Raw genomic sequence first — 13,388 nt, 5'->3', positions numbered from 1 at the left:
CCCCCCGCGGGGGCCCCCGCCTCCACCGCGATCCGCGTCGGAGGCCCCGCCGCGGCCCGCGCCGGAGGCGCCTTGCCGGCCGCCAGGGCGGCGCGTACCCGCCGGCCCAGCGGCGTCAGCCTCCGCGGCCGCGTCCAGCGCGACGCCGCCCGGCGGAGGGCCTCGTACAGGCCGCCGGGGAAGCGGCCCAGCAGCACCGCCAGGACGCCGATGACCGCCGCCGCCATCCCGCCGCGGGTGCCCGCGTCCAACCCCACCAGCAGCGCCGACGCCAGCAGCGCGCCCAGCATGCTGTCCGCGCCTACGACGACCACCGCCGCGAACCACAGCAGTCCCCGCACCGGGTCGAAGGCGTGCGGGTCGAACGCCCGCGCGCCCATGGCCAGCATGCCCCCGCCCAGCGCCGCGAGCGCCGCGCGCGCCGCGAACGCGGCGACCTTCAGCGACGGCACCGGCACCCCCGCCGCCGCGGCGCCGGCCTCGTGGTCCCGCATCGCCGCCAGCGCCCGCCCCGCGCGGCCCCGGCGCAGCGCCCACGCCGCGGCCACCGCGCCGGCGAGCAGCAGCAGTTCGAGTACGTAGAACGCCCGGTCGCCGGTGAAACCGGCGGGCCGCCCCAGCGTCAGCCCCGACGTCGCGTACGGCTGCGCGAAGACGAAGCGGCTCACCGCCACCCCCACCGCCAGCGTCACCAGCGCCAGCGCCAGGCCCTGCCGCCGGATCGCCGGGTACCCCGTGAGCAGCCCCAGCGGGGCCACCAGCAGCACCGCGACGCCGAGCGCCACCAGTTCCGGCAGCGCCGGCAGCCCCGGGAACCGCCCCGCCGCGAGCAGCGCCGTGAACAGCGCCCCGAGCCCCGCGTACGCCGCCTGCCCCAGCGAGACCTGGCCGCCGCGCCCCGTGACGACCACCAGCGACAGCAGCACCACCGCCAGCGCCGGCACCTGGACCGACGTGGTCAGGTCGGAGCCCGCGAAGCCCAAAGGCAACAGGAACAGCACCCCGGCGACCAGCCACGCCCGGCCGTCGCCGGCGGCCGTGTCCAGCGTGTCGGCCGGCGCCCGCAGGAAGCCGTCGCCGCCGCCGGACCAGACCCCGATCCGGGGCAGGGCGAGCGCCGCCACCAGCAGCAGCACCGCGAAGAGGTTCGCACCCAGCGCCTGCACCACCTCCTCGCCCCGCCCTCCGGGGTGCAGCCGGGTCAGCTGCGCCTGCGCCACGCCGACCGCCAGCGCCACCGCCACGACGGCCGGCAGGCTCCGCAGCCCGGCCGCGACCGCGACCCCGATGACGGCCAGCACCAGCAGCGGCAGCCCGTACGGGTCGAGGCGGTACTCCGGCGCCAGCAGCACACCTGTGACGCCCGCGGTGAACGTGCCGAACGCCCAGCCGGCGTCGGCGACCCGGTCCGCGTCGATGCCGCTGAGCGCGGCGAGCCGGCGGTTGTCGACGACCGCGCGCAGCTCGCGCCCGAACCGGGTCCACCGGGTGACCGCCGCGACCGCGGCGGCCAGCGCCACCGCCGTGCCGAGCTGCACCCACGGGTCGGACGGCAGCAGTTCGGGTGCGTCCGTCCGCGCCCCCGTACCCCAGAGCAGGCCCGCCGCGCCCATCAGCAGCACGAACACCCCGAGCGAGGCCACCAGCGCCTGCGCGCCGCCCGCGCCCGCCCCGCCGGACCGCAGCACCGACAGCGGCCGGAAGACGAACCGCCCCGTCAGCAGCCCGATGCCGGGGGCGACGACGAGCAGGCTGACGGCGGCCGCCGCCCACAGCGGCCAGTTCCAGCCGACGGCGAGCTGGCGCATGACGTACGCGGTGAACATCGCGACCGCGCCGTGCGCCAGGTTGAGCACCCCGGTGGCGCGGTAGGTGACGACGACGCCGATGCCGGTGAGCGCGGCGGCGGCGCCCACCGCGAGCCCGGCCAGGGTCAGTTCGTACGTGAGCGACACCTCACGCCTCCGGCGCGGCGTCCGGCGGTCCGGGGCCCGGCCCGGCGAGTGCGGGCGGCTCGCAGACCGGGCACGGCGCCAACGGCCCGTCCCCGTCCGGGACGTCGGCCGCGACGGGTGCCGCGCCGGGTTTGCCGCCGACGAGGGGGCAGCCCGGACGGTGGTAGAGCGTCCCGCCGGGCACCGCCAGGTACGGGGCGTCCCCGCCGCCCTCCGCCGCCGGCCGGGGGCCCGGGGCCGGACCGGCCGGGGCGCCCGGCCCCTCGCCCTGCCCGTCCCCGTCCGCCGCGACCAGCAGCCCGTACAACTCCTCCACCCGCGCGGCCGCAAGCCCCTGGTCGCCGCGCGACAGCAGCACCGCCCCGGCGACGATCAGCGCCGCCCCGGGGATCGTGCAGGACGCCAGGTACGGGATCTGCCGCTCGGCGAACCGCTCGCCGGACACGCCGTACCAGCCGACGGCGCACAGCACGGCCCCGGCGGCGAGGGCGGCCCAGCCGCCCCACTGCAGGGCGGCGGCCTTCAGCGAGTGCCCGCGCGCCGGGCCGGTCTGCCGCATTCTGCCCCCTGTGCATGTCAGCCGCTTGGGATGCACTATGCCGTGTGTGGTGGTACTACGCAGTAGTACGACCGCGGATCGGCGGGACACTCGACGCATGACGACGTTCAGGGGTGAGGACCGATGACCCGAGGAGCACGCACGCGGAGCGCCGCGTGGCTGGCCGCCGCGGTACTGCTCACGGGGCTGGGCGCGGCCGGCTGCGGGGACGATGGCGGCGGCGCGGACACGCCGGACAAGACGCCGAGCGCGCCGGCCGCGGAGAGCAGCCCCGCCGCGGAGGAAAGCGACGGCGCGGACGGCGGCGACGGCAATGCCGGTGCGCAACCGGACGACCCGGCCGCGGCGGAGAAGGAGATCAGGGAGAACTGGACGACGTTCTTCGCGCCGGACTCCGACGCCGACGCGAAGCTGGCGGTGCTGGAGGACGGCGAGGCCATGCGGCCGCTGCTGACCGCCTTCTCCGACGACGAGCGCTGGAAGCAGGTCGGCGCCGAGGTCACGGAGGTGGAGTTCGACTCGGCCGAGCAGGCGGACGTGACGTACGACATCGCGCTCCAGGGCGAGACGGTCGTGGACGACGCCACGGGCGTCTCGGTGCTGCAGGACGGCACCTGGAAGGTGTCGAAGAAGGCCATCTGCACCCTCGTCGAGTTGAGCGAGTCGACGGGCCCCGGGTGCTGAGATGAGCCGGCCCGCGGGTGCCGCGCTGGCGGCGGCGGTGCTGGTGCTGCTGGCCGCCGCCTGCGGCAGCCGGGTGCCCGAGAGCGAGTTCGCCGCGCGGCGCGCCTTGCCCGAGGGGGTCCCGACCGGCGGCGCCGCGCCCTCGGGCGAGGCGCGCGGGGAGCCGGTCAGGGTCGGCGTCATCGCCAGCGAGACGAGCCCGGTGGGCGACGCGTTCGGCGGACCGCAGGCCGGCGCGCAGGCGTACTTCGCGGCGCTGAACGCCCGCGGCGGCGTGGCCGGCCGCCCCGTCGAGGTCGTCACCTGCGACGACGGCGGCAGCGGCCTCGGCAACAGCGACTGCGTGCGCGAGCTGGTGCTGAAGGAGAAGGTGTTCGCGCTCGTCGCCACCACCTCGCTGAACTACGCCGGGGCCGCGCAGGTCAGCGAGGCCGGCGTGCCGGACATCGGCGGCCAGCCGATCGGGGCCGCGTACGAGACGTACCCGCACCTCTACGGCATCTACGGCAGCCGTGCCCCGCGCACCGGCGGCGCGGCGGGCTGGGACGGTGACCTGTACGGCGGCACCGAGGTCTACCGCTACTTCAAGCGCGAGCACGGCGCCCGCACCGCCGCCGTCGTCTCGTACAACCAGGCGGCCTCGGCCTCGTACGCCCGCAGCATGACCGGCGGGCTGCGGGCCGAGGGCTACGACGTCGTCACCGAGCAGGTCGACTTCTCGCTGCCGAACTTCGACGCGGTCGCGGCCGACCTGCGCGCCCGCGGCGTCGACCTCGTCTTCGACGCCGTCGACACGGCCGGCAACGCCAAGCTGTGCCGGGCGCTCGACGAGGCCGGCGTGGAGCTGACCGCGAAGGTCACCAACGTGCAGAACTGGAACTCCACCGTCCGGGAGGACTTCGCCGACGCCGGGCGCTGTCGCAACTCCCTCTGGGCCACCGGCTCCAGCCGCAACTACGAGGACGCCGGCCACCCGGCGGTCAGGGCGTTCCGGGAGGGCATGGACCGCTACGCCGAGACCGACACCCGCTCGCAGTGGCAGCTGGAGGGCTGGGCGGCGGCGATGTGGTTCGCGGACGCCGCGCAGTCGTGCGGCGCGGAGCTGACGCGGGCGTGCGTCGAGGACTTCATGGCGCGCGCCGAGCCGTACGACGCGGACGGGCTGCTGCTGCCCACCCGCTTCGAGCGGCTCCGCGAGCCGCCCGGGACCCGGCGCACGTGCGTGTCGGCGGCCCGCTGGCGGGACGGCGCGAACGGCGGCGCCGGCGGCTGGGTCAGCCAGGGCGAGATGACGGAGAACTGCTTCACGGTGCCGCAGCTGCCCTACCGGCCCTGACCGGCCGCGCGCCGCGCTCAGGGCTGCGGGTCGGGCACGTTCCGGCTGCTGTCCGGCTCCGGCTGCCCGTACGGTGCGGCGTACGGGTGGTGCAGGTCGAAGGCCGGCGACTCCGAGCGGATCCGCGGCAGGGTGGTGAAGTTGTGCCGGGGCGGCGGGCAGGAGGTGGCCCACTCCAGGGAGCGGCCGAAGCCCCACGGGTCGTCCACGTCGACCTGCTTGCCCTCCTTCGCCGTGACCCAGAGGTTGTACAGGAACGGCAGCGTGGAGATGCCGAGCAGGAAGGCGCCGACGGTGGAGATCGTGTTGAGTGTGGTGAAGCCGTCGGCGGCGAGGTAGTCCGCGTACCGCCGCGGCATGCCCTCGGCGCCCAGCCAGTGGTGGACGAGGAACGTGGCGTGGAAGCCGACGAAGAGGGTCCAGAAGTGGATCTTCCCGAGCCGCTCGTCCAGCAGCTTCCCGGTGAACTTCGGCCACCAGAAGTAGAAGCCCGCGAAGGTCGCGAACACGACCGTCCCGAAGACCACGTAGTGGAAGTGGCCGACGACGAAGTACGTGTCCGTGACGTGGAAGTCCAGCGGCGGCGAGGCCAGCAGCACGCCGGTCAGCCCGCCGAAGAGGAAGCTGACCAGGAACCCGATCGACCACAGCATCGGCGTCTCGAAGGACAGCGACCCGTTGATCATCGTGCCGATCCAGTTGAAGAACTTCACCCCGGTGGGCACCGCGATCAGGAACGACATGAGCGAGAAGAACGGCAGCAGCACCGCACCGGTGGCGAACATGTGGTGCGCCCAGACGACGACCGACAGGCCCGTGATGGCCGCGGTGGCGCCGACCAGCATCACGTAGCCGAAGATCGGCTTGCGGGAGAAGACCGGGATGATCTCGCTGACGATGCCGAAGAACGGCAGCGCGATGATGTACACCTCCGGATGGCCGAAGAACCAGAACAGGTGCTGCCACAGCAGCGCGCCGCCCACGGAGGCGTCGAAGACCGTCGAGCCCAGCTGCCGGTCCGACTCCAGCACCAGCAGCGCCGCCGCCAGCACCGGGAACGCCATCAGGATGAGGATCGAGGTGAACAGGGTGTTCCAGGTGAAGATCGGCAGCCGGAACATCGTCATGCCGGGCGCGCGCATCCCGACGATCGTGGTGAGGAAGTTGACCGCGCCCAGGATGGTGCCGAAGCCGGCCAGCGCCAGGCCCATGATCCACAGGTCCGCGCCCACGCCGGGGGAGTGGACCTCGCTGTTCAGCGGCGCGTACGCGAACCAGCCGAAGTCCGCGGGCCCGCTCGGCGTGAGGTAGCTGCTCACCACGATCAGCCCGCCGAAGAGGAACAGCCAGTACGACAGCATGTTCAGCCGCGGGAAGGCCACGTCGGGCGCGCCGATCTGCAGCGGCATGATCTCGTTGGCGAACCCGGCGAAGGTCGGCGTCGCGAAGAGCAGCAGCATGATCGTGCCGTGGATCGTGAACGCCTGGTTGAACTGCTCGTGGCTGATCAGCTGCATCCCCGGCCGGGCCAGCTCCGCCCGCATCAGCATCGCGAGCAGGCCGGCGAAGAGGAAGAAGACGAAGGAGGTGATCAGGTAGAGATGCCCGATCTTCTTGTGGTCCGTGGTCGTCAGCCAGTCCACGACCACGGAGCCGTGCCGCCGGATGCGCGGGGGAGCGGGTGCCGGTGCCTCCTGTGTCGTCCCCATCGCCCGTGCACCTTCCACTCGTCGGTTCCCGTGTGACGACGCCTCGTCCACGCCACGACGGTGCCACCGGTGTACGGATCCGGCACGCTACGCGCGTTACCCGGTGTGTCGCGGGGTCGCCCTGGACATTTATGCGGAGCTGACAACGGGCACCCGCCCGGGGGAAATCCGGTGAATTCCAGGGGGACCGCCGGGTAAACAGCAGGTGCCTTTCCGGGGTGCTTGAGTTGATTTCCGACAGCCCGTCAGGAAATGCTTATCGGACACCCGTACGGGCCCGCTTCCGGGCCGTTCCGCGGCGGGGAGGCGCTGTGACAGAAGTGTGACCCGCGGTGAACAGGGCCGGGACATCCCCGTGCGACCGGTCCTACCGCCGCCCCGACCAGGGGGCCTAGCGTGGGTCCCATGGCGACTCCACCGAACCTGCCGACCCCGTCCCCGAACCCCGACGACGCCCCCGAGGGCTACGTCGGCCTGGCCGCCGCCGACGCCGAGGAGCGGGCCAGGGGCCGCGGCTGGACCACGGTCCGCTCACTGCCCCCGGGGGCCATCATCACCATGGAGTTCATGGGCGGCCGGCTGAACTTCACCGTCCAGGACGGCCGGGTCACGCGCTGCTGGGTCGGATAGGAAGAGGGGACGGCCGGGCCGGCTTGTTCCCGGCGGCCGGGACTCAGCGGCCCGTACGGGCCTGCGTGCGGCCGCCGGGGCGGTCCGACTGCGGCGGGCGGCGGTGCCCGCCCGGGGTGGCCGGGGGGCGCTCGTGCCGCGCGGCGTGCGGGCCGAGGTGCGGCCAGGCGTCCGGGCGCGGGGGCGGGCCCGTGCCGGAGCTGACCCGGGCCATCTCCCGGGGCGGCTCGTTGCCGGTGCCGGCGGCGGGGCCGGTCGGCCGCTGCGAGACGATCGAGACCCGCGTGGCCAGCGGCGACAGCGAGGCCGGCGCGGACGGGTCGCCGGTCGGGCGGCCGCGCAGCCGGTCGCGGAGGTCCAGCAGCCACGCCTCGGCGTAGGCCATGCCGGGCTCGAACCAGGGCAGGGCCAGCAGCACGAGCAGGCCGGCGACCCAGCCGAGCAGCACGTCGCTGAGCCAGTGCGTACCGAGGTAGACGGTCGTGCTGCCGACGCCCAGCGCCACCATCGCGCAGGCCACGGAGGCGGTTCTGCGGGCCCGCGGGGTCGTCGCCAGATAGGCCACGACACCCCAGGTCACGACGGCGTTCGCGGTGTGACCCGAAGGAAATATATCGCCGCCGGCCCACATCTCGTTCGAGCCGATCTCGGTGGCGTAGTGCGGGCCGAGCCGGCCCATGCCGATCTTCGCGGCCCCGACCGTGACGTTCAGCAGGAGCAGCGAGCCGCCGAGCACGAGCAGCGGGCGCAGGGTGTGCTGCCGCCAGGCGCGCCAGCCCAGCCAGGCCAGCACGGCGACGGCGGTGGGGGCGCGCTGGCCGAGCACCACGAAGTAGTCCAGGAAGGCGTGGAACTCCGGCCACTGCTTGTACGGCCGGAAGAGCATCAGCTGCCAGTCGAGGTGCACCAGCCACGACGTGGTCACGACGGCCGCGACGATCGCCGCGTAGACGGCCAGCGACGACCAGAACAGCCACAGCCGGGTCCTGGTCATGCGCGGCTGCCGGCCGCGGTGCGGGGCCGGGCGCTCCGCCACCTTCGGACGCCTCTCTTCTGTATGCACGGAATCGACGCTACATCGCCGCGTGCTGCGGATTGACCAATCGGGCGGATCTGTAATGCCTATGTGATGTGGACTGCGTCGTCAACGGCACTTACCCCACCGCCTATTCGGGACTCTCGACTTCCGCTTTCTGGGAATATCTGAGTGCGGCCAATCGGTCAATTGTTTTTCGCGCTCCTCTGTTTATCGGAGATTCGCCGTGCCGTTGCGGGCCGTTCGCCTGGCGGTCAGCCGGTGGCCCCGGAGGTGTGACGGGCGTCACAACAGAGTCGCAAAGCTCTCAACATGTCACTTCCCGGCCCGGGAGCGGACAATCATCGCACGTCAGAGGACGCGATCGGACACGCGGAGAACAAGCTCCGCCGCGCCCGGTAGCGGCGCCGCCGCGCCCGGTGCGGCCGCGGCGGCGCCGACGGCGGACTCGCGTACGCTGTCGACTCGCGCGAGTCCGGGAGGTGCGCAGATGTCAGGGACGGCCACGACCGCGGCCCCGCCGCGGAACGTTCCCGGCGCGTACGGGGCCGGCGCGGGACGCTGGACCGTGCTGGCCGTCCTCTGCTCCAGCCTGCTGCTCGTCGCCCTCGACGCGACCGTGCTGCACGTCGCCGTCCCGGCGCTGACCGAGGACCTCAAGCCCAGCGCCGTCGACCTGTTGTGGATCGTCGACGCCTATCCCCTCGTCGCCGCCTCGCTGCTCATCCTCTTCGGCACCCTCGGCGACCGCGTGGGCCGCCGCCGCGTGCTGCTCCTCGGCTACGCGACCTTCGGCCTGGCCTCGGCGCTCGCCGCCGCGGCGAGCGACCCACACGTGCTGATCGCCGCCCGCGCGCTGCTCGGCGTCGGCGGCGCCATGATCATGCCGGCCACGCTGTCGATCCTGCGGCAGGTCTTCCCCGACCGCCGCGAGCGCGCCGCGGCCATCGGGCTGTGGAGCGCCACCGCCGCCGTCGGCGCGGCCATCGGGCCGCTGCTCGGCGGCTTCCTGCTGGAGCACTTCTGGTGGGGCTCGGTCTTCCTGGTCAACATCCCGCTCATGGTCGTCGCGGTGCCCGTGGGCCGCTGGCTGCTGCCGGAGTCCACCGCCGACGGGACCGGGCCCTGGGACGTCCTCGGTGCGCTGATCGCGGCCGCCGGCCTCTTCGGCGTCGTCCTCGCCCTCAAGCAGGCCGGCGCCGGCGACGGGCCGCTGCACCCGTCCGTCGTCGCACCGCTCGCCGCCGGCTGCGCCCTGCTCGTGCTCTTCGCACGCAGGCAGCGCCGCCGCCCCCACCCGCTCGTCGACTTCACCGTCGTCTCCCGCCGTTCCTTCGGCACCGCCGTCGGCTGCATCGTCCTCGCGCTGCTCGCCCTCGTGGGGCTGCAACTCGTCGCCGTGCAGTACATGCAGCTCGTCCTCGGCCTCAGCCCGCTGCAGACCGGGCTACGGCTCGTCCCGCTGACCGTCGCCGCCGTGGCCGCGGGGCTCGCGGGCTCCCGGATGCTCGCCCGGCTCGGCCCGCGCGCCATGGTCGCGCTCGGCTTCCTGCTCACCGCCGTCGCCGTCACCGGGCTGACCAGCCTGGGCGGGGAGGACCGGCCGCTGCTGCTCTGCGCGGGCTTCGTGCTGCTGGGGTACGGGCTGGAGACGATCATCTTCGGCGCGTACGAGTCGATGCTCAGCGAGGCCCCGGCGGAGCAGGCCGGCGGGGTCGCGGCCATCGGCGAGACCTCGTACCAACTCGGCGCCGGCATCGGCATAGCGCTGCTCGGCAGCGTCATGAACGCGGTCTACCGCCCCGCCCTGGGCACCGTGCCCGGGGTGCCGGCGAGCGCGAGCGACGCCGCCGGCAACTCGCTCGGCGAGGCGTACGAGACCGCCGGCGAGCTGGGCGGCGCGGCGGGGGCCACGCTGCGGGCCGCCGCGCGGGACGCGTTCGTCCAGGGCATGCACGTGACGCTGGCGGTCAGCGCCGGCCTGCTGCTGCTCGGCGCGGTCACCGCGCTGCTGCTGCCCCGGTCGATGGAGTGCGGGGCGCCGCCCGGTGACCCCGCTCGGCGTGCGGCGCGAGCGCGCCGCGCGCGGGCCCGTACGGCGTGTGCAAGACGTCACGCGGCGCGCGGGCAGGCTGGACGACGCCGATTACGCGCAAGTAGCGTCGGCCCGTGACCCCGATGGCCGGCCGGAGGACGACAGCCATGCCCGCAAGCAGTACGCCGCCGTTCAACCCCGCCGACCCGCTGGGAGTTGACGACCTCCTCAGCCCCGAGGACCTCGCCGTCCGCGACACCGTCCGCGGCTGGGCGGCCGACCGCGTGCTGCCGCACGTCGCCGGGTGGTACGAGCGCGGCGAGCTGCCCGGCGTCCGCGAACTCGCCCGTGAGCTGGGCGCCATGGGCGCGCTGGGCATGTCGCTGAGCGGTTACGGCTGCGCCGGGGCCTCCGCCGTGCAGTACGGCCTGGCCTGCCTGGAGCTGGAGGCCGCCGACTCCGGCATCCGGTCGCTGGTCTCGGTGCAGGGCTCGCTCGCGATGTACGCCATCCGGCGCTTCGGCTCCGAGGAGCAGAAGCGGCACTGGCTGCCGCGGATGGCGACCGGCGAGGTCATCGGCTGCTTCGGCCTCACCGAGCCGGACCACGGCTCCGACCCGGCCGGCATGCGGACGTACGCCAAGCGCGACGGCGCGGACTGGGTGCTGACCGGCCGCAAGATGTGGATCACCAACGGCTCGGTGGCCGGCGTCGCCGTCGTGTGGGCCCGTACCGACGAGGGCATCCGCGGCTTCGTCGTCCCCACCGACGCACCCGGCTTCTCCGCGCCCGAGATCAGCCACAAGTGGTCGCTGCGCGCCTCGGTCACCTCCGAGCTGGTCCTCGACGACGTGCGGCTGCCCGCCGACGCCGTGCTGCCGGAGGCCGCCGGGCTGGGCGGCCCGCTGAACTGCCTGACCCACGCGCGCTACGGGATCGTCTGGGGTGCCATGGGCGCGGCCCGGTCCTCCTTCGAGGCGGCGCTGGAGTACGCCCGTACCCGCGAGCAGTTCGGCAGGCCCATCGGCGGCTTCCAGCTCACCCAGGCCAAGCTGGCCGACATGGCCGTGGAGCTGCACAAGGGCGTGCTGCTCGCGCACCACCTGGGCGTCCGGATGGACGCCGGCACGCTGCGCCCGGAGCAGGTCAGCTTCGGCAAGCTCAACAACGTCCGCGAGGCCATCGCGATCTGCCGGACGGCGCGCACGATCCTGGGGGCGAACGGCATCTCCCTGGAGTACCCGGTGATGCGGCACGCCACGAACCTGGAGTCGGTGCTGACGTACGAGGGCACGGTGGAGATGCACCAGCTGGTGCTGGGCAAGGCCCTGACGGGGCTGGACGCGTTCCGGGGCTGAGCCCGCGGCCCAGCCCCGGTCCGTCGGCCGGCGCGGTCCCCGCGTCCCCCGCGTCAGCTCTGGTTGAAGAACCCGCCCTGCGTGGGGCGCGGCACCTCGCCGGGCACGATCGCGTACTCCGCGGGGGTCAGCAGGAACACCCGCGTCGCCACCCGCTCGATGGAGCCGCGCAGCCCGAAGGTCAGCCCCGCCGCGAAGTCGACGACGCGCTTGGCGTCGGCGGCGTCCAGCATCGTGAGGTTCACGATGACGGGGACGCCCTCGCGGAAGAGTTCGCCGATCCCGCGCGCGTCGCGGAACCCGTCCGGCGACACGGTGGCGATACGGCGCCCTTTCTCCTGGGCGACCTGGGACGCCACGCGCACGCGCGGGTCCGTCGTCCAGGCGGCGTCTCCCTGGGTCTCTGCGCTGTCGTCTTCGTACCCGTCGTAGTAGCGCTCGTCATCGTTGTCGTCGACGAGGCCGAGCCAGGCACTAGCCCTGCGTACCGATCCCATGACGCCTCCTCTCTCTGCCGCGGCGTGGGCTGTCCCCGGAGCGGTCCGGAGATGTCTGTCCGCTCACCTATGGTCATCCATGATGCGGATGATGTGCCAATCAGATAGAGGGCGCGCGCCGTGTTCGTGACAGTACTGGCACAGAAACGGCTGTCGATTCGTCAGAGTTCCCCCAGCACAGGGGGTCTGACGGGGTGACAGGAGATTCGTGCGGGGCCGGACGGGTGTTTCGGCCTCCGCTCGGGTGGTTCCCGTGCTGTTCGAGTGGTCGGGAGTCCGGCCGGGCCGGTCGGACGGGGGCGGCGGCTTGATTGCGCCACCATGTGCCGGTGCCTACTTGTGCACACCTGTCATCGTCTGAATACTCTCAGCAGCGCTTGTCAGGGGCACGACGAGAAGAGGGCCCGCACCCCCACGGAGGCGATCACCCGTTCCCGATCCCCTCCGGGCGAGCCCTTCCCTGTTTTCTCCGCCCCGTGGCTGCGCCTCACGGACCTGCCCGCCGGCGGGTCCCCGAGCACACTCGGAGGATTGAGTGAGGATCAAGCGCACACCCCCACTGAGCGGCACCAGGAAGCGACTCCCCCTCGTCGCGGCGCTGACCGCCGCCCTCGCCGGCGCCGCGCTCGCGGTACCCGCGTCGGGCGCGGCCCAGCCGCCGGAGGGCTTCAGCGCCGCCACCCTGGCCAGAGCCGACGACGCCGTGCTCGCCGCCGACGTCGGCGGCACCGCATGGGGCGTCGACGAGAAGTCCGGCACGCTCGTCGTGAGCATCGACGAGACCGTGACCCCGGCCGAGGTGGCCCGGATCAAGCGGACCGCGGGCGCCGACGCCGGCGCCCTTCGGATCGAGCACATGAAGGGCAAGCTCCAGCGCTACATCAACGGCGGCCAGGCGATCTACGCCTCCGGCTGGCGCTGCTCGCTCGGCTTCAACGTGCGCAGCGGCAGCACGTACTACTTCGTCACCGCCGGGCACTGCACCGACGGCGCGGGCACCTGGTGGAGCAACTCCGCGCGTACCAACACCATCGGCCCCACCGCGGGATCCAGCTTCCCGACGAACGACTACGGGCTGGTCCGCTACAGCAACTCCGGGCAGAGCCACCCCGGCACCGTGAACCTGTACAACGGCAGCAGCCAGGACATCACCCGCGCGGCCAACGCGACCGTCGGCCAGTCCGTCCGGCGCAGCGGCTCCACCACCGGCGTCCACGGCGGCACCGTCACGGCGCTGAACCAGACCGTGAACTACGGCGGCGGCGACGTCGTCTACGGCATGGTCCGCACCAACGTGTGCGCCGAGCCCGGCGACTCCGGCGGCCCGCTGTTCTCCGGCACGACGGCCCTCGGCCTGACCTCCGGCGGCAGCGGCAACTGCTCCAGCGGCGGCACGACGTTCTACCAGCCGGTCGTCGAGGCACTCAACCGCTACGGGGTGAGTGTCTACTGACCCCCGTGCACGGGGCCTGACCGCCCCGGCCGGCGCCCCCCCCCCCCCCCCCCCCCCCCGGGGGGGGCGCGCCGGGGCCCCCCGACCGGCCACCGCATGCCGCCCGGGCGCCGGGCGCCCGCCCGGGGAGGAGGAC

11 protein-coding genes are annotated in these 13,388 nt (G+C 73.8%); 6 read left to right on the top strand and 5 right to left on the bottom strand.

All coding sequences use genetic code 11. The features are described 5' to 3' along the window. On the bottom strand, nucleotides 1-1,955 hold a 1,955-nt coding region (locus ABD317_RS25075; RefSeq protein WP_425582433.1), incomplete at its 3' end, for an ABC transporter permease subunit. 1 nt (nucleotide 1,956) lies between these two features. Further along, on the bottom strand, nucleotides 1,957-2,427 hold the full coding sequence (locus tag ABD317_RS25070) for a hypothetical protein (RefSeq protein ID WP_344292204.1): 471 nt from the start codon (nucleotides 2,425-2,427) through the stop codon (nucleotides 1,957-1,959). A 210-nt stretch (nucleotides 2,428-2,637) separates the two neighbouring features. Here ABD317_RS25070 and ABD317_RS25065 point away from each other — a divergent pair, with 210 nt between their 5' ends. Beyond that, nucleotides 2,638-3,198: an MTB12 C-terminal domain-containing protein gene (locus tag ABD317_RS25065; protein ID WP_344292202.1), complete on the top strand. Its 561-nt coding sequence runs from the start codon at nucleotides 2,638-2,640 to the stop codon at nucleotides 3,196-3,198. 1 nt (nucleotide 3,199) lies between these two features. Continuing rightward, nucleotides 3,200-4,534 (top strand): ABC transporter substrate-binding protein, encoded by a 1,335-nt coding sequence (locus ABD317_RS25060; protein WP_344292200.1) that lies wholly within the window; start codon nucleotides 3,200-3,202, stop codon nucleotides 4,532-4,534. 17 nt (nucleotides 4,535-4,551) lie between these two features. Here the strand turns inward: ABD317_RS25060 and ctaD are convergent, their stop codons facing one another. Then, nucleotides 4,552-6,243 carry an aa3-type cytochrome oxidase subunit I gene (ctaD, locus tag ABD317_RS25055; RefSeq protein WP_344292198.1) on the bottom strand — a complete coding sequence of 564 codons (1,692 nt, stop codon included), beginning with the start codon at nucleotides 6,241-6,243 and terminating at the stop codon, nucleotides 4,552-4,554. A 405-nt stretch (nucleotides 6,244-6,648) separates the two neighbouring features. Here ctaD and ABD317_RS25050 point away from each other — a divergent pair, with 405 nt between their 5' ends. Continuing rightward, entirely contained in the window at nucleotides 6,649-6,873 is a 225-nt protein-coding gene (locus ABD317_RS25050; RefSeq protein WP_037784216.1) for an I78 family peptidase inhibitor, read from the top strand. Nucleotides 6,874-6,916: 43 nt separating this feature from the next. On the opposite strand, the gene ABD317_RS25045 is transcribed toward ABD317_RS25050, so the two are convergent. Continuing rightward, a complete protein-coding gene (locus ABD317_RS25045) occupies nucleotides 6,917-7,867 on the bottom strand; it encodes a phosphatase PAP2 family protein (RefSeq protein WP_425582434.1) in 951 nt (316 codons plus the stop codon). 532 nt (nucleotides 7,868-8,399) lie between these two features. Between ABD317_RS25045 and ABD317_RS25040 the strand changes: the two genes are divergently transcribed. Further along, nucleotides 8,400-10,082, top strand: coding sequence for an MFS transporter (locus tag ABD317_RS25040; protein WP_344292193.1), 1,683 nt, complete (start codon nucleotides 8,400-8,402; stop codon nucleotides 10,080-10,082). A gap of 29 nt (nucleotides 10,083-10,111) precedes the next feature. Next, nucleotides 10,112-11,302: an acyl-CoA dehydrogenase family protein gene (locus ABD317_RS25035; RefSeq protein WP_344292191.1), complete on the top strand. Its 1,191-nt coding sequence runs from the start codon at nucleotides 10,112-10,114 to the stop codon at nucleotides 11,300-11,302. Between the two features lie 53 nt (nucleotides 11,303-11,355). On the opposite strand, the gene ABD317_RS25030 is transcribed toward ABD317_RS25035, so the two are convergent. Next, the gene (locus ABD317_RS25030; RefSeq protein WP_027756981.1) at nucleotides 11,356-11,799 is read right to left on the bottom strand and encodes a cell division protein SepF; all 444 of its coding nucleotides are present in this window, start codon (nucleotides 11,797-11,799) and stop codon (nucleotides 11,356-11,358) included. Nucleotides 11,800-12,334: 535 nt separating this feature from the next. Between ABD317_RS25030 and ABD317_RS25025 the strand changes: the two genes are divergently transcribed. Further along, a complete protein-coding gene (locus ABD317_RS25025; RefSeq protein ID WP_344292188.1) occupies nucleotides 12,335-13,252 on the top strand; it encodes a S1 family peptidase in 918 nt (305 codons plus the stop codon). The last annotated feature ends 136 nt before the right edge of the window (nucleotides 13,253-13,388 follow it).

Source organism: Streptomyces synnematoformans (assembly GCF_039531005.1).
GTDB lineage: Bacteria > Actinomycetota > Actinomycetes > Streptomycetales > Streptomycetaceae > Streptomyces > Streptomyces synnematoformans.
This window is presented reverse-complemented; position numbering and strand designations above follow the sequence as displayed.

Excerpts from the sequence above, each read along its gene's own strand:
- ABD317_RS25050 (WP_037784216.1), top strand. The coding sequence starts at position 6,649 with ATGGCGACTCCACCGAACCTGCCGACCCCGTCCCCGAACCCCGACGAC.
- ABD317_RS25060 (WP_344292200.1), top strand. The coding sequence starts at position 3,200 with ATGAGCCGGCCCGCGGGTGCCGCGCTGGCGGCGGCGGTGCTGGTGCTG.
- ABD317_RS25040 (WP_344292193.1), top strand. The coding sequence starts at position 8,400 with ATGTCAGGGACGGCCACGACCGCGGCCCCGCCGCGGAACGTTCCCGGC.
- ABD317_RS25065 (WP_344292202.1), top strand. The coding sequence starts at position 2,638 with ATGACCCGAGGAGCACGCACGCGGAGCGCCGCGTGGCTGGCCGCCGCG.
- ABD317_RS25030 (WP_027756981.1), bottom strand. The coding sequence starts at position 11,799 with ATGGGATCGGTACGCAGGGCTAGTGCCTGGCTCGGCCTCGTCGACGAC.
- ABD317_RS25045 (WP_425582434.1), bottom strand. The coding sequence starts at position 7,867 with ATGACCAGGACCCGGCTGTGGCTGTTCTGGTCGTCGCTGGCCGTCTAC.
- ctaD (WP_344292198.1), bottom strand. The coding sequence starts at position 6,243 with ATGGGGACGACACAGGAGGCACCGGCACCCGCTCCCCCGCGCATCCGG.
- ABD317_RS25035 (WP_344292191.1), top strand. The coding sequence starts at position 10,112 with ATGCCCGCAAGCAGTACGCCGCCGTTCAACCCCGCCGACCCGCTGGGA.